A 17,982-nucleotide genomic window follows, 5' to 3' on the forward strand; every position below is an offset into this window, starting at 1 on the left:
TGGATGAATCGCAGATTGCAAACCCGTACGCTATCGCAATGGACTTGATGGTCTGGATCGTCACGACGCCATTTCTTGCAGCAGCACTGGCGGGCGTGATGCGACGAACGCTGGGGACGAGGGTCGGTTGGCCACGGACACTTGTGATCGCGGTGATAGCGCTCTCGGTGGGTGTCCCACTCTCGGGCTACGCCGCGACATTCGCAGGAATTGCCAGCCAGGACGATCAACTTCTGGTGAGCGTAGGAACAGCGCTCATATTCTTCGGAGTTGTCGCGCTCTGGGTGTTCGCAGCATGCCTGGCCGCATTGGTTTTCCTCGAAGTTGTCCTTCCAACAGGGTCCATCCCCGGACCGCCAGAAGCATTGCAGCGCAGCCGCAAATCGTGGCGACGAACCAAGCGATACGTCCAGATCATGGGCATCGTCGTGCGAGCGGGAGGCGGGCCGGCTCTCCGTGCTGGGCCATCAGCGCCTCAGTTCGGGGACGCGCTGGTGGAAGTAATCAACCGGTGCGGTGTCACTTTCGTCAAGCTGGGACAGATCCTCGGCACGCGAGACGACCTCATACCACCCGAGTTGGCTCGCACTCTCTCGTCTCTGCAAAGTTCGGCACGACCGGCTGATCCAGTCCGCATTGCGGAGCTACTGGCATCGGAACTCGGCGACGCACCAGAGTCGGTGTTCGCATGGTTCGATGTGGAGCCGTTCGCCGCCGCCTCTGTCGCACAGGTACATTCCGCGCGCACCGTTGAAGGCGTCGACGTTGTGGTGAAGGTTCAACGGCCCGAGGCGAGCGCACAAGTGAGCGTGGATTGCGATATCTTCCTTCGCGTGTCATCCCGCGCGGAGACCCGTTTTCCCTGGGCACGCGATATCGGCGTTCACCGACTCGCCGGGGGCCTCGTCACGTCACTGCTCGAGGAACTCGACTACCGCACCGAAGCAGCGAATACCGGCGCGATTGCTTCCACCATGTCGAACCGCCCGGATATCGTCGTTCCGCACATCTACCCCAACCTCAGTAGCGGACGGGTGCTCGTGATGGAACGTCTTCACGGCACACCGCTCTCCGACGGTGAGTCGGCGCTCACCGGCCTCGACCGCGACACCCGCAGCAGCATCGCCAACGAACTTCTTGCGTCGTTGCTCGACGGGATCTTTGTCCACGGCGTGTTTCACGCGGACCTGCACCCCGGCAACATCATGATCCTCGATGACGGCCGGGTCGGGCTCCTCGACTTCGGCGCAGTAGGGGTTCTGGACGGCGAGACACGGATCTTGTTCGCCGTGCTCCTCAACGCTGCCCTCGCAGGTGATCCGGTGGCGACAGTCGACGCGATGCTGATGGCATTCGACGTGCCGCCCGAAGTTGATCGCGGAGCACTACGTCACCAGGTGGGCCGAGAGATCACCCTGCTCAGTGTCCAACCCAATGTTTCCATGGCATCGTTCGCGCGAATGTTCACTGTGCTTCGCGAACACCGAATCGGAGTGCCGGGAGACGTCGCCGCCGCTTTCCGTTCGCTCGCGTCTTTGGAGCGCGCCCTCCGGCTCCTGGATCCGCAGATCGACCTCGTCGCTGCTGTTCGGGCCGAAGTACCCCGACTGTTGACCCAGGTCGCCAACCCGACTGCAGCCGCGCAGGCCATCCTGTCGACGACGACGGTCACAACCGCGGTGGTCAGGCGCCTGCCTGGTCAGCTCGACCAGATCGCGACCTCGATCGCCTCGGGAAGCTTCACACTTCGCACTCGCTCGGTTGCACACCCCGACGACAGGCGATGGCTGCGACGGTCGGCGAACAACGCCCTGGGTATGGCGGCGGGAGTGACCGCGCTGATCGTCGCGGCGATCCTGCTGTTCGTACCTGGCGGACCACAACTCACACCTCAGCTGTCGGGCTATGCACTCGCGAGTGCGGTACTGGGCTTCGTCGGCGTCGTTCTGTGCATGCGGACCGTGTTCCGTTTGTTCACACTCGACAACAGGTAACCGAGAACTGATTTTCATCGCTTGATCTCGATGTCGTCGAAGTCGAGCGCCAGGAGGGTCGGCCGCGAGAGAACGCGACTGCCTGGGCCCCGCGGGAGAACGCGCCGTCGAGTGGGAAAGGTGAGACCGTCGAACTGACGGTGATGGTCACAGTAGAGAGCAGCTTTCGCCCAGCTGCCTACCGGTTCGGCGACGAAGTCGTGACGGCGGATGAGGCCACCGTTGTCGACATAGAAGGTCTGCTGCCGGCAATGGGTGTCGATTTCTGGCGCAAATGTTGCTTGTAGTCGTCGCCATTGCTGCCCGGATTCCTGCCAAGGTTCGGCTTCGGTGACAGTGATGTCGTCGCGGGCGAGCAGCAGCGGTGCGTTCAGATAGTTCCAAAAGGCGTAGCCGGCAAAGTAAGCGGTGTCGAGCGCGTCCCAGTGGAGGTTGCGCCGGACTCCACTCAACCCGAAAAACTCTGGACGTGGGTCGGTTCGACTCCCGAGTTCTTCGCCGTCACGAGTTTCGATCCGCACGACGCCCTTGTCGAACACAGCGCACTCGCCGACACGCGGAAAGTCTTGGAGGACAGTGCGTTGCTCGGCGACTTCAACCTCGACCGTGAACTTCGCCAGCTTCTTGCCGGGGAAGCGCTGAGGCAGCAGACCGCCCAAACGTCCCCGTGCCGTGATCGCTGAAACAGACTGCCAATGTTCGACTCCGCCATGTGCGGTGAGGACTTCATCGAGTAGTTCGGTCATATGTCGACGCTCTCCGTCTCCTGACGGAACTGTGGAAATCAGCGATCAGACGGACGCGTAGTTGTAGTTGCGTTCCTCCCGCGGTACCACTGCCACCCCGCGGTGATGATGACAGCGCCGGCAAGGGACCCGAGGATGCCGCTCGGGCGCAATGATAATCCGTCGCCTGCAATCAAACTCACGAGCAATCCGCCGACCAGCGAACCACCGATTCCCGCGATGAACGCGAAGGTCCAGTCCACTCGTGCGGTCGTTTTCCCCAGAATCAGCTGGGCTCCCGCTCCGATGACGATCCCGAACAGGAGTATTCCGATGATGAGCATGAGACAAGGCCCTTTCGTGGAGTGACGACGCAAGGCGCGAACGACTTACTCTGCACCATCTTTCCGGTATGTCTCTTATGTCGTGGTGAAATCCGTGTGAAAGATCGTCGTCGCCCATTCCACGTTGCTAGGTCGATGCCAGTGTCGTCGCCCAGCGGTAGTCCGCCTTACCGGCCGGGGTTCGCTTGACTTCATCGACCAGCACGATCGTGCGCGGCACCTTGTAGCCGGCCAACGTCTTGCGGCAATGTTCCTGTACCGCTTCGAGAGTCAACTCGTCGGATCCGGGGTAGGTCGCGATCACCGCTGCGACCTGCTGCCCCATACGCGGGTCGGGCGCGGGGACAACGAGTGCGTCCGATATTGCCGGATGCGCGTGAAGGGCGGCCTCGACCTCTTCGGCGAAGACCTTCTCGCCACCGGTGTTGATGCACTGCGAGCCACGACCCAGGAAGACAATAGTGCCGTCCGCTTCGACCTTGCCCATGTCGCCGAGCACCGAAAGGCGGGTGCCGTCGGCGCGGGTCGGAAACGTGCGGGCGGTCTTCTCTTCGTCCTTGTAGTACCCGAGCGGGACGTTTCCGATACGCGCGATGTAGCCCACGTCGTCGGAGCCGGCGGGGATCTCTTCGAGCCGCTCGTCGACCAGGATCATGTTCGGCGAGGGCGGCATTCGCAGATTCCCCGCCTCGTCGATGGAGAAGGCGCCGTCGTTACCGGACTCGGAGGCTCCGAAGTTGTCGCGCAACAGCAGGTCCGGCTTCACCGCCAGCATGCGATCCCGAACGCTGGTGGACCAGATCGCACCACCCGACGTGATCGAGAAGAGACTGCTGAAATCGACCTCGTCTTTGCGTCGTTCCATCTCGTCGACCAACGGCAATCCCATGCCGTCACCGACGATCAAGATCACCTGTACCGAATCCTTCTCGATCGCTTCGACGACCTTCTCCGCAACGAATTCTCGTCGTAGAACCACGCGCGCGCCGAGGGTGAGGAACGTGAACAGCGAATACAACGCTGCGCCGTGCATGAGGGGGGCGGCAATGAGGAACGAGAGTTCCGGAAATTCCTTTGCAGCGCTGGCTATCTCGGCGAGGTCCTGTCGAGCTTCCTCGCCGTACGGATTTCCGCCGGAGAGCGGCTTACGAAAGAAGTCGTCGTGACGCCACATGACGCCCTTCGGGTATCCGGTGGTCCCGCCGGTGTAGAGCAGGTACACGTCGTCGCCCGAACGAGAATCGAACTCCCCTACCGGTGACATCTCGCGAGCGTCGTCGAAGGAAACCACGGAAACTTCATGCGCTTTCGCTGCGGCGACCAGGTCGGCCTCGACCTCGCCGATCACGATCACCGTCTTCACCTTCGGGCATGCACCGAAAAGGGAAGCAAGGACACGCTGATGCTCGGGGAGTTCCACGACCACTGCGACCGAGTCGGAGTTGGTGAAGATGTACTCGAGCTCGGCGGGTGTGTACCGGTAGTTCACGTTGATCGGGACCGCACGGATCTTGATCAACCCGAGGATCGACGTGACATGTTCGACGCTGTTCTTCAGGAACAGGGCTACATGATCGCCGCGCGAGATGCCGGCTTGCGCGAGCAGGTTGGCCGTTCGGTTGGCTTCCGCGTCCAGCTCAGCGTAGGAGAAGTTCTCTCCCTCGTAAGTCAAGGCGACGCGATCAGGCACCGAGCTGGCGACGGTTTCGAATACATCAGCGAGGTTGAACTGCATCGTCTTCCCTTTCAGAGTCTGCGCCGCGATACCGAGGCATACAACCCTGAATCTAGAACACGTTCCATGTCACCCGAGGCAAAACGGAGCGATTAGCTGACCATTACCTGGACCTGACCTTGATCGGCGCAGCGACGGCCGAGCCCGCACCGCCCGACACCCATTCGGCGAGCAAGGTCTGCCACGACCCGCAATGGCAGCGCAGGTAGGTGACCGTCCCCTCGCTGGTCCGATGCCGAGATTCGATCTCCCAGCGGTGGATGCAACTTATCGGCGCGAAATCTGTTTTCTTCATACGACGAGCATGATGTAATGGCATTGTGCATCTCAACCCTTACGGCGAATATGCGGTGACGCTGGCCGCCGACCTGGCCAATCGAAATCCCGAGACCTTGGCCGAACTCGTCGAACGCTGCGTCGATGCAGGCATCATTCTCGATTTCCCCATCGCCGAGAAGGACCTCGACGAGACCCTCGACCTTCTGATCGAGTGGTCGAAAATCGTCGACGTCACGGAGGAGGCAGCCCGCGCCGAGTTGGTGAACGTCATGCTCGAGCAAGCGTCGGCGTATCCGCGCATGACCAACCACGCAAACGACGGGTGGCATCTGCACTACCGCGATCCGCAACAGTCGCTCGCCGAGGTCCTCAAGGCCCTCTTCTCGGTAGGCACGGCGCTGCACCTCGTCGGCCGCGGAATGCACAGATTAGGTCGGTGCACCCTGGACGAGTGCACCAACATCTACGCGGACACCTCACGCAACGGCAATCAGCGGTACTGCTCCCCCACGTGTGCGAATCGCGACGCGGTGCGACGCCACCGCGCGCGCAAGTGAGCCGGACCGACTACGACGTGGGACCCACTACCTCGAAATCCGAGCCACCCTGGTAGTCGAACTGGAAGCTGCCGCCGCTGCTTCCCGAGCTGATTCGATTCCACGCGTCGATCAAGTCCTGGACCGTGTTATATCCCAGGTCCTCCAAAGAACCTGAGAGACTTCCGGTTCCGGCGCCCTCGAACCAGCCGCCGACCACAACGGCCTGCGGAATCGCGATAGTGGGGTTGGTCGGATCGAGCAGTCGAACGCACGCTCCCGCAACGGCGTACACCCCGGCCGGCAGATTGCCGACGGTCCGCGTGATCGTCTGCCCAGGCGAAACAGCAAACAGATCGAGGATGTTGCTGACGGTCGGATACACCAACACGCCGGACTGGAGCAGCTTTGCCGGATCACGAATCACGTCGGGGACATCTCTGGCGTTGAGGATCGCCACTGTGCAGTTGATGAAGCTGAACCGCGGGTTCGGGTTGGTGATGGTGAAGGTGATCGCATTGTCCGCTGCGCTCACCGACATCGGAGGCGGGAGAATCGCCGGTGCTGCCGACGCCGTCGCCGGAGTCATGACAACAAGTCCCACGACGGCGGCCGACGCCGCGACAATGCTTCCGAGAACGCGTTTGAATCCACGACTTCGCATTTCCGAACCTCCAGGCAAGTCGGTCAGATCACCAGATGCCTGAAGAATAGACCGCTCAGTCGGAAAATTGGGGAGACAGACGGTGAGCTACCCGAAAAGTCCTTCGAGGCTGCCGCTGCCGAACAGGTCGCTCAGGCTTCCGGTATTGATGCCGCTGAACGGTCCACCGATGACAACGAGGCTCGGCACGCCAGGAACAGGCTTACCCAACGTCTCCAGATCGAGAAGATCGGAGCAGGCACCGAGCACGGCGTAGGTTCCGTCCGGAACATCGGTCACGGTATTGGTGACCGTCTGGCCCTTACCGACGGCGAACAGTGAGGACGGGTCGGTGATCTTGGGGTACACCACAAGGTTCGGATCGAGTAGCTTGAGCGGATCATCAAGCACAGCAGCAGAATCCGCGGCGTTGACGACAAACGCCTGGCACAACGGGGCAATGCCCGTGTTGTTGTTCGTGATCGTCAGTGCCAGATCGTTTCCGGTCACCTTGTACGAGACGACCGGCGGGACCACCTCGGCCGACGCAGTTGCAGGATTGACCATCGCGACGCCTGCCGCGGTTGCAGCGGCGACTGCCACGGTTCCCACGACGCGACGTACTCCACTCGTGCCCACTTCATCGAGGATCCTTTCGTACTGCGCCTTGAGTTCGGCAACAGTGCGCAGCCTAGAACGGATCTACTGACCGAATTGCGTGAATAGTCCCGGAGGGAGGCCGTGCCCGAAAGATCGGGACAAACGTCCCCTTCTCGAAGAGCTCGCTGTTCGACTCAGTTCCCACTGGAGACGAAGGGCGTCCGCACCGGTCCGCCGACCGAACCGTGCGGTGCTACCAATCCACGCTTTTCGAGGATCGGACGCACACCCTCACCGAACTGATACGCCTCTTCGAGATGGGGATAGCCCGACAATACAAAGTGATCCAGGCCGATCGCCGCGTACTCGGCAATCCGATCAGCCACTTCTTGGTGCGAACCTACCAATGCGGTGCCTGCACCCCCTCGCACCAATCCGACGCCGGTCCACAGGTTCGGCGCAATCTCCAGCGACCTCGCTCCGACGCCCTCCTTGTAAGCCGAACCGCCGCCGTGCAATTCGAGCATTCGACGCTGACCTTCGGAGCCGGATCGCGCAAGACTCGCCTGAGCCTGCTCGACGGTCGCCGGATCGAGCGCACTGAGCAGCCGATCCGCTTCTGCCCATGCCTGTTCCGAGGTGTCCCGGCTGATGACATGCAGACGGATTCCGTAGTCGAGGTGACGACCTTGGACTTCCGCGAGGTCGCGGATCCAGGCGATCTTGGCGGCAACAGCGGACGGCGTCTCACCCCACGTGAGATACGTATCCGCGTAACGCGATGCGACGGTTCCGGCCGCCGGCGACGATCCGCCGAAGAAGATGGGCGGTACCGGATCCGGAATACGCTGCAGCGTAGCCTTTTCCACGTTGACGTACTCGCCGGAGAAATCAACCGGACCGTTACCGGACCACAACTGGCGGATCACGTCGAGGAACTCGCCGCATCGTGCGTACCGTTGGTTCTTGTCGAGGAAGTCACCGAACGTGCGCTGCTCGTGGTCCTCCCCGCCGGTCACGACGTTGAGCAGCAGACGACCGCCCGACTGCCATTGGAAGGTTGCGGCCATCTGGGCGGCCAGCGTCGGGCTGAGCAATCCCGGTCGCAGAGCAACCAGAAACTTGAGCGTCTCGGTGGTCTCGAGCATCATCGCCGTCGTCAGCCATGCGTCTTCGCACCACGCGCCGGTCGGCGTGAGGACAGCTTCGAAGCCGTTCGTCTCGGCGGCCGCGCCGATCTGATTGAGGTATTTCAGCGTCGCCGGACGATCACCGGACATCGAGCTGCCGTGCCCACCCGCCATCAGATTCCGGGAATCACCGTAAGTAGGCAAGAACCAGTGGAAGCGCAGTGACACGGTGATTCCTTTCGTCGACGAACAGGCAGAACTCTTCTGTCATTACAACCACAGTCCACCTCGAAGAACAGGGTTGAAATCACCCTGATCGCTAGGGGTGCCCACTTTCGGCTCCGGCGATACCTTCGTGAATTTGCACCGCGACCCGGGGGCTCCGATGACCACGTTTGCCGAAGTCGAGCACAATTCACCGTTCTCGAACGAGACCGACGACGAGCGGCGATCCAGATTGAGAACCGTCGTCGCCGCGAGCCTGCTCGGCACGACGGTCGAGTGGTACGACTTCTTCCTCTACGCAACGGCCGCGAGTCTGGTCTTCAACCAACTGTTCTTCCCGAACCAGAGTTCGTTCGTCGGGACCATGCTCTCTTTTGCGACCTTCGCGGTCGGCTTTCTCGTTCGCCCCATCGGCGGAGTGGTGTTCGGTCACATCGGCGATCGCATCGGGCGCAAGAAAACGCTTGCCCTCACGATGTTCATCATGGGTATCGCGACGGCGCTCATGGGTGTCCTTCCGACCGCAGCTCAAATCGGGGTCGTTGCACCGATTCTGCTTCTGCTGCTTCGTATCCTGCAGGGATTTGCTCTCGGTGGTGAGTGGGCCGGAGCCGTTCTTCTGGCGGTCGAACACAGTCCGGAGAAGAAGCGCGGGCTATTCGGCAGCATCCCGCAGATCGGACTGGCTCTCGGCTTGGCTTTGGGCACAGGAATGTTCGCACTACTTCAAACGGTCTTCGACGACGAACAGTTTCTCCGTTTCGGCTGGCGCATAGCCTTTGTTCTGAGCTTGGTACTCGTGATCGTGGGGTTGGTGGTCCGTTTGAAGGTCGACGAGACGCCGGCATTTCAGGCCGTTCGCGACCTCGAACAGCGCTCATCCGCCCCGCTCAGGGAAGTCTTTCAAGGAAGAGTCGCGCGAAACACCGTACTCGGCATGCTGTCTCGCTGGGGCGAGGGCGCCGCGTTCAACACCTGGGGCGTCTTTGCAATCACGTATGCAACCAAGACTCTGCATTTCGAAAAGGTTCCGGTACTTCTTGTGGTCACCGTGGCCGCAGTAGTGATGGCGATCTTGCTGCCGTTTTCCGGTTTACTCACTGATCGGTTCGGCCCGCAACGGGTCTACATCGTGGGCATCGCCGCGTACGGCCTCGCGATCTTCCCCGCCTTCGCACTGTTCGGTACCGAGAATCTCCTGCTCTTCGGAGTCGCGATGGTCGTGGTCTTCGGAGTGATTCACGCCTTGTTCTACGGCGCCCAGGGAACGCTGTATGCGAGCCTCTACCCCACAGAAATCCGGTACACCGGGTTGTCGGTCGTTTACCAGTTCTCGGGTATCTACGCCTCCGGCGTCACACCTCTGATTCTGACGGCACTGATCGGCGCCAGTGGCGGTTCGCCCTGGCTGGCATGTGGATATCTGGTGGCCACCTCGGCGATCAGCGTCGTCGCCACTGCGGCGATCAGGAAGCGTGATCTGCATCTGTAGCGATCACACCTGAATATTCACTTCTCTTGGACATTTACTAGATACGCATAGAAATACCTGCGAAGAAGGACAGATCGAGATACGCCTACGCATCGGATACATCCGTGTATCGTTTGGGGTCCCACCCTGACGGAGGCGCCGATGACGACTGGAACGGACAACTCGCCGGCCAAGCGTGTCACCAAACGCCGTGGTCAGACCCGGCAGCGCCTGCTCGACGCGGCTGCAGATGTCTTCTCCGAAGCCGGGTTCGGGCACGCCACGGTCGAGCAGATCTGCGAACGCGCCGGATACTCCCGAGGCGCGTTCTACTCCAACTTCGATTCACTCGACGAATTGTTCTTCGCGATGTGGGAGCAGCGATCCGCAGCAATGCTCGCCGATCTGCGGTTGGCGACGGAGTCGATCACCGCCGGTAACACCGTCGACATCCATGCCGCTGTCGCCCGGATCGTGGCGGTGGTTCCGGTCGACCCGCAGTGGTACCGGATCAACGCGGAATTCACAGCCCACGCGCTCCGCAACCCGGCACTTCGCAAAGCCCTTGCCGACCGTGAAGACGCGATCCTTCGCACCCTGTTGCCCATCGTGGAGTCCGCACTCAGCGACGTCGGGCGAACAATCGTCGGCGACCCGACGGCGTTGGGACGGGCATTGGTTGCAGTGCACGACGGCACCAGCGTGCAGTGCCTCGTCGATACCGACACCAACGCCGCCTTTGCACTGCGCCGCGATATCTTCACTCGAATTCTGCTGTCCTACAGCGAAATAATCCAGAACAACCAATCGGAAGAGGAGTTGTCGTGAGCGAACAAGCTGACGTCATCGTTGTCGGGGCAGGGCTGGCGGGACTGGTCGCCACCTACGAACTGACGCGCGCGGGCCGCAAAGTCCTTGTCGTGGAACAGGAGAACGCTGCCAACCTCGGCGCGCAGGCATTTTGGTCTCTCGGCGGACTCTTCCTCGTGAACAGCCCCGAACAACGCCGACTCGGCATCAAGGACTCCCTCGAGTTGGCGATGCAGGACTGGATGGGCACAGCCGGATTCGACCGCGACCGCGAAGATCACTGGCCGCGTCAGTGGGCCAAGGCGTACGTCGAGTTCGCGGCCGGCGACAAGCGTCAGTACCTGCACGATCTGGGGCTTCGCCTGATGCCGAATGTCGGCTGGGCCGAACGCGGCCGCGGAATGGCTCTCGGACACGGAAATTCGGTGCCGCGCTTCCACCTCACCTGGGGCACCGGACCTGGCGTCGTCGATGTCTTTCTGACCAAAGTGATCGCCGCTCAGAAGCGTGGACTGGTCACGTTCAAGCACCGCCACCAAGTCGATCAACTCGTCGTCACCGATGGTGCGGTCACTGGTGTACGCGGAACCGTCCTCGAACCTTCCAGTGATCTGCGCGGCGTGAAGAGCTCGCGCACCCCCATCGGCGAATTCGAGTTCGCCGCACAGGCCGTCGTAGTGACATCCGGTGGAATCGGCGGCAACTACGAACTGGTGAAGAAAAACTGGCCCGAGCGACTCGGCAAGGCACCCAAGCACATGCTGACGGGAGTACCGGCGCACGTCGACGGGCGCATGCTCGAAATCACCGAATCCGCGGGCGGAAACATCGTGAACCGCGACCGCATGTGGCACTACACCGAAGGCATCCAGAACTGGAATCCCATCTGGCCCAACCACGGAATCCGAATCATTCCCGGACCGTCCTCGATGTGGTTCGACGCCACCGGCAAGCGTCTGCCGGTCCCCAACTTCCCGGGCTTCGACACGATGGGAACTTTCAAGTACATCCTGGACAGCGGCCACGAGTACACGTGGTTCATCCTCGACCAGAAGATCATCGAGAAGGAGTTCGCACTCTCGGGATCGGAACAGAACCCTGACTTCACCAACCGCGACTTCAAGCTCCTCCTCGAACGAATCAAGAAGGGCGCGCCGGGACCGGTCGAGGCGTTCAAGCAGAAGGGCGCGGACTTCGTGGTGCGCAACAACCTTCGTGATCTGGTCGACGGCATGAACGCCCTCACCGACGAACCGCTCCTCGACTACGAGGACATCGAGCGCGAGATGATCGCCCGCGACCGCGAAGTCGATAACAAGTACAGCAAGGACTTCCAGGTCACCGCCATCCACGGTGCCCGTAATCTGTTGGCAGACAAGATCGTGCGCGTCGTTGCACCGCACAAGATCCTGGACCCCAAGAACGGCCCACTGATCGCGGTCCGGTTGCACCTACTCACACGCAAGACCCTCGGCGGCTTGGAAACCAACCTGAATTCGCAGGTCATCAAGACCGACGGCAGTGTCTTCGACGGCCTGTACGCAGCCGGTGAAGTCGCGGGCTTCGGCGGCGGCGGAGTCCACGGTTACAGCGCACTCGAGGGGACCTTCCTCGGCGGCTGCATCTTCTCGGGCCGCGCAGCCGGACGAGCATTGGCGCGCGACCTGTAGCCCCGAAATCAGGCGAGCGAATGCGTGACCAGAATGTGGTGGGCACGCATTCGCCGCGCCTCGTGCACGGATTGATGGTGGTGATGGTGCGTCGGCCCGCGCGCGTGGCGGACCAGATCGTGAACAGTACGGATGACGGTCGGCATTGCGACCCTCCCTCAGGAGATTGTGACTGCTGCTCTTGCCTGTGGAATCACTGTCTGGACACCGCCACTCGCGCCACCTCCTCCGGATCGATGAGGTGGGTATGGTCGTCGTCACCGACATCGATCTGCACGACGTCGATACGTGCGTTGAATGTGGTTGCGCCACTGTAATCAACACTGACAGGCATGCCGTAGTCATCCCCGATGTCGGTGGTCTCGTCCGCGGAGAAGACCATCGGTTGCGTCTGCTCGACGCGACCTGAGCCCACTTCGCGACCGTCGTGATAGATCGTGACCCCACCGCCTCTCGCGAGACCACCTCCGTCGTAGGTGAACTCAGCTCTGATCTGGTGTGATCCTGCCGGAATGTCAACGTCGGAACCGATGACGAACTCGGTCATGCCCAATAGGTTGTAGACGAATTTGGCGCGGCCTTCCCGCGCGTAAAGTGCCCAGCCACCAAATCTGCCTCCCTGCGCGATCATCACACCGTTGGCAGTAATGCCATCCGCGACGTCGACTGCTGCTGTGACACTGAACGATCGGTTCTTGATACTCAGCACGCTGTGCTCGCTCAGCCGTTTCATTCCGGGAAACAGAACCTGTCGATTCCCGGACACCAACTGCGGACGCCCCGCGATGTGAGGGTTGAACCTCTCGAATCTTCGGTCGTCGATCGGAAGCACGTTGTACTTGACCGCTTCGATCAACCACAAGCGTTGCAGTGCAGCGAGTTTCTCCGGCATCTCAGCCGCCAAGTCTTTGGACTGCGTCCAATCCTGAGACCCGTCGTAGAGCTCCCACACGTCGTCGTCGAGTGCGGGGAGTGCCTCCGCGAAAAGCCATGGAGTGCTGTGCCTGGTGACCGCACTCCAACCCTTGTAATAGATTCCACGGTTGCCGGCCATCTCGAAGTACTGCAGATCGTGACGTTCGGCGACTTCGGCGTCGTCGAAGGTGTAGACCATGCTGGTCCCCTCGATGGGTGATTGCTGGACGCCGTTGACAAAGGTCGGTTCCGGTAGTTTCGCGACCTCGAGGATCGTCGGTGCAACGTCGATGACGTGGGTGAACTGCGACCGCGTCTCCCCCTTGGTCCGAATCCCTGCAGGCCAGTGCACGATCGTCCCGTTACGGGTGCCACCCCAGTGTGACGCAACCTGTTTCGTCCACTGGTACGGCGTACACATTGCCCACGCCCACCCCACGGAATAGTGGTTGTATGCGTCCTTGGTACCGAATTTGTCTTTCACTTCCGCCATGAACTCGGGCGTCTCGATGGCGGCGAGTCCGTTGAAGTTGGCCATCTCGTTGAAAGCGCCGTTGATCGTCCCCTCTGCGGACGCTCCGTTGTCTCCGATGATGTAGTACACGAGGGTGTTGTCGAGAGCTCCGAGTTCTTCGATCGCATCGACAAGCCGGCCGACATGGAAATCGGTGTGTTCGAGAAATCCTGCATAGACTTCCATTTGGCGTTCGAGGACGGGCTTCATCTCCTCACTCATGTCCTCCCACGCCGGGATGGCCTCGGGACGCGGGGTGAGGACCGCATCCGCGGGAACGACCCCCCGCTGTATCTGCTGCTCGAGAATTGATTCGCGTTGAGCGTCCCAACCTCCTGCGAACCGGCCCTCGTACTTGTCGGCCCACTGCTTCGGAACATGGTGCGGCGCATGGGTAGCGCCGGGTGCAAAGTAGACGAAGAACGGCTTGTCCGGAGCCAATGACTTCTGCATCCGAACCCAGTCGATCGCGTGATCGGCAAGGTCTTCGGTGAGGTGGTAACCCTCCTCCGGTGTCTTGTCCGGCTCGACAGGCGCGACGCCCTCGTACAGCGCCGGGTAATACTGGTTGTTCTCCCCGCCGATGAATCCGTAGAAATGCTCGAATCCGCCTTCTCCCGTCGGCCACGACGTGAACGGTCCCACCGGGGATGTTTGCCACGGCGGAACCTCGTGACACTTGCCGAACTGCGCCGTCGAGTATCCGTTGAGTTTCAACGTCATCGGCAGTGCGGCTTTGGTATTCGGCCGCAGGCCGGAAAGACCAGGAGCCGAGGTAGCGGTTTCGGTGATCGATCCCATGCCGACCGAATGATGGTTGCGCCCGCTCAGAAGAGCGGCGCGGGTCGGAGCACACAGTGCCGTCGTGTGAAACCGCGTGTACGTGAGCCCATTACTTTGCAATCGCTCAGCAGTCGGTGTGTCCGCTGGTCCGCCGAAGGCACTGCTCGCGCCATATCCCACGTCGTCCAACAGGACCACCAGAACATTGGGTGCGCCGGCCGGCGGTAGTAGCGGAGTGATCGGCGGAAACTCGGTGTCCGGATCCTTCGCGTCGTACGTCACCAGACCAAGATGTTGTCGATCCGGAATCGGTAGTACGGCGCGGCTCTGGTCTGTCGGATCCGTCATGACGTCTCGCCTTCTGTCTCTCACATGGCTCTTTCAAGCGTTTCAGGATCACGACGACGTCGACATCATCCGTTTCGGGTGAAGGCGCACCATTGCCGCAGCGTGGAGGCTTGAAGTGTGGATCAGCCCGGACGTTTCGCTCCCACCCCGATCGGGCATGCCTTCCTCGTCCCCCGGCGCCGTGTACGTGCCGGCCTGACCCAGATCCTGTGCGTCGTCGTGGGACTGGCTGCCGGACTGGGGATGCCGTACGTCCGGAGCGGCCCGATGATTCCCGCCCGTCAGGTCAGCGAAATGCTCGTTGCCCTCGGCCTGGGGCTACTGGGTGTAGTGGCAGTGATCTTCTCGCTGCTGTTCCTCGTCGTCCAATGGGCCGCGACCACCTTCACCCCTCGCTTGTTGTTGTTCCGCGACGACCCCATCGTGTGGCGGACGTTTGCCTTCGCGATAGGCCAGTCGGTTTTCGACATCACGGCGGCGCTCGCCATCAGCAACGAAACGGATGTGTCCGTGGTTGTGCCAAGTCTCGCAGTGCTGGCGCTCTTGGCCACGCTGACGCTGATCAGGCTGCTCCAGCTGCGCGCATTCTCGGCCATCCAGTTGGCTCCTGTACTGACCACGATCTCGAGTCGTGGCCGAGCAGTCTTCGCCGCCGTGTACCCCACCACCGATCTGGAGTTGCCTCCTCTACCAACACTTCCGGTGATCACGACAATCGAGTGGCATCGACCGCCGGCCGTTCTGCAGCAGATCCTCGTCGAAGATCTGCTGCAGAACGCTCGGAACTGCCGATCCATGGTGGTCCTCCGAGTGTCGCCGGGTAGCACGCTGCGAGACGGATTGCCGCTCGCCGACGTCTACGGCGGACCCATGCCCGCCAACACGATCCTTGACGCCTTGGTCAGTGGGAGTGAGCGGACCTTCACCCAGGACCCCCTACTCGCGATTCGGTTGTTGGCTGACATCGCGCTCAGAGCGCTCTCACCCGCTATCAACGATCCTGCGACGGCCGTGCAGGCTCTCGACGAGATCGAGGACCTCCTCTCTCTGGTGACCTCCGTACGCGCAGATTCGATCCGGGCCGTCGACGAGCGTGGTGATCTGCGTGTGGTGATTCCACTGCCCGACTTCACGAGCTTCGTCAGAACCGGACTGGACGACGTCATAGCCTCGGCATCGAACTCGCCACTCGTTCTGGGCCGACTTCGCGACCTACTTTCGCACGTCGCCGCCCAATCGGAGTCTCGGAACCGCGATATTCTCGCCAAGCGCGCTCGCTGGATTGATCAGCTGTCACAAGGCTTCCCGCGACTCGAACCCCCGTTGTGAACCCGTACAGATTTGCGGGCCATCGCGTCAAAGCATCGTCAAGATCAGTCTCAGAGCTACGGGAAATGACGATACTGACTCGGTGAGACATGCAGTGATACTCGGACACCGTGGAGTCATATCGTCGACCATCCGCGCCGGCGGCGAACCTGAGAAGCAAAAGCTCTCCGTCGCAACCGGACTGGCGGGTCTGTCGCTCGACGCGATGGCCTCGGTGTCGTACGGTCCAGAGGCCATCGTTTTGGTGTTGGCCCTCGCAGGCGGCGCGGGGATCGGCTTCACCGTGCCGGTGACGATCGCCATCGCAGTGCTGCTTGCAGTCCTGGTGGCGTCGTACCGCCAAGTGATCGCCGCATTTCCCGAAGGCGGTGGCGCCTACGCCGTCGCGAAGAAGCATCTGAGTCCTCGCGCAAGCCTGACTGCCGCCGCATCGTTGATCGTCGACTACACCCTCAACGTCGCGGTATCGATCGCAGCCGGTGTCGCGGCTCTGACCTCCGCCTTCCCTGCGCTTCTTCCCTACACGGTCTGGATCGCACTGGCGATACTCGGCGGCATCACTGCACTGAATCTGCGGGGCATCGCAGATTCCGCGCGGGTATTCATGTTGCCCACCGTGGTTTTTGTCGTCAGCATCTTCACGGTGATCGGTGCCGGACTGCTTCGGGAAAACCCTGCTGCCGCAACGGCTCACTTCGTCGTCGACAACGCACGCACGATCGGCATTCTCCTTCTGCTCAAGGCATTTTCGAGTGGCTGCGCCGCATTGACCGGTGTCGAAGCCATCGCCAACGCGGTACCCAGTTTCAAGAAGCCTCGCGTGCGTAGCGCTCAGCGTGCCGAAGTAGCTCTGGGAATCCTGTTGGGCACCATGCTGATCGGCCTTGCGGTGTTGATCGAAAAGTTCTCACTGGCCCCAGTCCCCGGAACAACGGTCCTGTCGCAACTCACTTCCGCTGCTCTCGGAAATGGTGTGGGCTACTACGTCGTCCAATTCTCCACCGTAATTCTGTTGGCGTTGGCCGCGAACACCTCGTACGGCGGACTTCCCAACCTGATGCGGATCCTCGCCGACGACAACGTGCTCCCGCACCGCTTCAGCCGAAAGTCGACGCGCGACGTCTTCACGTATGGCGTCTTGTCGCTCGGTGGCGTCGGCGCTCTCCTGCTTGTCGGATCGGGCGGAAACATGAACACCTTGGTGCCGCTGTTCGCCATCGGTGTGTTTATCGGATTCACGCTCGCGCAGTTCGGCATGGTGCGCCACTGGCTCGCCGAACGGACACCGGGCTGGAAGTGGCGATTGGCGCTCAACGGTTTCGGCGCTGTGTTGACTTCGATCGCAGCAGTGGTGACAACAGCCATGAAGTTCACCGAGGGAGCCTGGCTGATCGCTCTCGCGCTCCCTGCGCTCGTCCTCGGCATGGAACGCATCCGCGGGGCATACACACACATCGGTGCCCGACTGACCGTTCAGAGTGAGAACGCTTCTCTGTCCATCGGATACAAACCAGCGGTGCTCGTCCCCGTGTCCGAAATTACGTCACTCTCCACCCGCGCGATGGCCGCGGCAACAGCGATGTCGTCACAGCCCATCGCAATTCGAGTCTGCCTTGCTCACGAATCGACGACGGACTTCACCCGCCGATGGCAAGCTCGACATCCGAATTCGCGTTTGATCGTCATCGAGGACACCGAGAATTCGGTGGGGAACACTCTCGCTCGATACGTCCGTATGCACTTCCCCCACCGAGAGACCTTTGTCGTAGTCGCCACCATCGACCCGGCAACCAGATGGCACCGGTTCCTCCCGAGCCAACGGACCGACGAGATCGCTCATGCACTGCGCAAACACACCGAGGCCGTGGTATGCCAAATTCCGGTCCGGATCGATCCGGCTCACCGCGATCCCGCCCTACGCGCGTAAGCAG

Annotated in this window: 16 protein-coding genes; 7 read left to right on the forward strand and 9 right to left on the reverse strand. The window is 61.4% G+C overall.

The window, feature by feature from the left end; translation table 11 throughout:
• Positions 1-38: 38 nt before the first annotated feature.
• Positions 39-1,994 carry an ABC1 kinase family protein gene (locus AC1Q6C_RS06255; RefSeq protein WP_492666437.1) on the forward strand — a complete coding sequence of 652 codons (1,956 nt, stop codon included), beginning with the start codon at positions 39-41 and terminating at the stop codon, positions 1,992-1,994.
• A gap of 14 nt (positions 1,995-2,008) precedes the next feature.
• On the opposite strand, the gene AC1Q6C_RS06260 is transcribed toward AC1Q6C_RS06255, so the two are convergent.
• From AC1Q6C_RS06260 to AC1Q6C_RS06275, 4 genes are all read right to left on the reverse strand, one after another.
• Complete coding sequence (locus AC1Q6C_RS06260) at positions 2,009-2,740, reverse strand: hypothetical protein (protein ID WP_492666438.1); 732 nt, start codon at positions 2,738-2,740, stop codon at positions 2,009-2,011.
• Between the two features lie 38 nt (positions 2,741-2,778).
• Positions 2,779-3,063 (reverse strand): hypothetical protein, encoded by a 285-nt coding sequence (locus AC1Q6C_RS06265; protein ID WP_003939785.1) that lies wholly within the window; start codon positions 3,061-3,063, stop codon positions 2,779-2,781.
• Between the two features lie 127 nt (positions 3,064-3,190).
• Positions 3,191-4,798, reverse strand: a complete 1,608-nt coding sequence (locus tag AC1Q6C_RS06270) for an AMP-binding protein (protein ID WP_162114574.1) — start codon at positions 4,796-4,798, stop codon at positions 3,191-3,193.
• Positions 4,799-4,901: 103 nt separating this feature from the next.
• On the reverse strand, positions 4,902-5,093 hold the full coding sequence (locus AC1Q6C_RS06275) for a hypothetical protein (RefSeq protein ID WP_039973125.1): 192 nt from the start codon (positions 5,091-5,093) through the stop codon (positions 4,902-4,904).
• A gap of 25 nt (positions 5,094-5,118) precedes the next feature.
• On the opposite strand from AC1Q6C_RS06275, the gene AC1Q6C_RS06280 reads away from it, so the two are divergent.
• Positions 5,119-5,634 (forward strand): CGNR zinc finger domain-containing protein, encoded by a 516-nt coding sequence (locus AC1Q6C_RS06280; RefSeq protein WP_003940315.1) that lies wholly within the window; start codon positions 5,119-5,121, stop codon positions 5,632-5,634.
• Between the two features lie 10 nt (positions 5,635-5,644).
• On the opposite strand, the gene AC1Q6C_RS06285 is transcribed toward AC1Q6C_RS06280, so the two are convergent.
• From AC1Q6C_RS06285 to AC1Q6C_RS06295, 3 genes are all read right to left on the reverse strand, one after another.
• Positions 5,645-6,277, reverse strand: coding sequence for a hypothetical protein (locus AC1Q6C_RS06285; protein WP_492666439.1), 633 nt, complete (start codon positions 6,275-6,277; stop codon positions 5,645-5,647).
• An 87-nt stretch (positions 6,278-6,364) separates the two neighbouring features.
• Complete coding sequence (locus AC1Q6C_RS06290) at positions 6,365-6,895, reverse strand: hypothetical protein (RefSeq protein ID WP_492666440.1); 531 nt, start codon at positions 6,893-6,895, stop codon at positions 6,365-6,367.
• Between the two features lie 155 nt (positions 6,896-7,050).
• A complete protein-coding gene (locus AC1Q6C_RS06295) occupies positions 7,051-8,214 on the reverse strand; it encodes an LLM class flavin-dependent oxidoreductase (RefSeq protein ID WP_003940457.1) in 1,164 nt (387 codons plus the stop codon).
• 157 nt (positions 8,215-8,371) lie between these two features.
• On the opposite strand from AC1Q6C_RS06295, the gene AC1Q6C_RS06300 reads away from it, so the two are divergent.
• From AC1Q6C_RS06300 to AC1Q6C_RS06310, 3 genes are all read left to right on the forward strand, one after another.
• Positions 8,372-9,703 (forward strand): MFS transporter, encoded by a 1,332-nt coding sequence (locus AC1Q6C_RS06300; RefSeq protein ID WP_492666441.1) that lies wholly within the window; start codon positions 8,372-8,374, stop codon positions 9,701-9,703.
• Positions 9,704-9,844: 141 nt separating this feature from the next.
• Positions 9,845-10,510 carry a TetR/AcrR family transcriptional regulator gene (locus AC1Q6C_RS06305; protein WP_003939987.1) on the forward strand — a complete coding sequence of 222 codons (666 nt, stop codon included), beginning with the start codon at positions 9,845-9,847 and terminating at the stop codon, positions 10,508-10,510.
• The gene (locus AC1Q6C_RS06310) at positions 10,507-12,162 is read left to right on the forward strand and encodes an FAD-binding dehydrogenase (protein ID WP_161121048.1); all 1,656 of its coding nucleotides are present in this window, start codon (positions 10,507-10,509) and stop codon (positions 12,160-12,162) included. The genes AC1Q6C_RS06305 and AC1Q6C_RS06310 overlap by 4 nt, the downstream gene beginning before the upstream one ends.
• Positions 12,163-12,170: 8 nt before the next feature.
• On the opposite strand, the gene AC1Q6C_RS06315 is transcribed toward AC1Q6C_RS06310, so the two are convergent.
• Entirely contained in the window at positions 12,171-12,308 is a 138-nt protein-coding gene (locus tag AC1Q6C_RS06315) for a hypothetical protein (RefSeq protein WP_153211511.1), read from the reverse strand.
• Between the two features lie 47 nt (positions 12,309-12,355).
• The gene (locus tag AC1Q6C_RS06320) at positions 12,356-14,722 is read right to left on the reverse strand and encodes an arylsulfatase (RefSeq protein WP_492666442.1); all 2,367 of its coding nucleotides are present in this window, start codon (positions 14,720-14,722) and stop codon (positions 12,356-12,358) included.
• Positions 14,723-14,839: 117 nt separating this feature from the next.
• Between AC1Q6C_RS06320 and AC1Q6C_RS06325 the strand changes: the two genes are divergently transcribed.
• Positions 14,840-16,051, forward strand: a complete 1,212-nt coding sequence (locus tag AC1Q6C_RS06325) for a DUF2254 family protein (RefSeq protein ID WP_064443662.1) — start codon at positions 14,840-14,842, stop codon at positions 16,049-16,051.
• A gap of 94 nt (positions 16,052-16,145) precedes the next feature.
• The gene (locus AC1Q6C_RS06330) at positions 16,146-17,978 is read left to right on the forward strand and encodes an APC family permease (RefSeq protein ID WP_492666515.1); all 1,833 of its coding nucleotides are present in this window, start codon (positions 16,146-16,148) and stop codon (positions 17,976-17,978) included.
• Positions 17,979-17,982 lie beyond the last annotated feature (4 nt).

The organism is Rhodococcus sp. MT28, assembly GCF_058792695.1.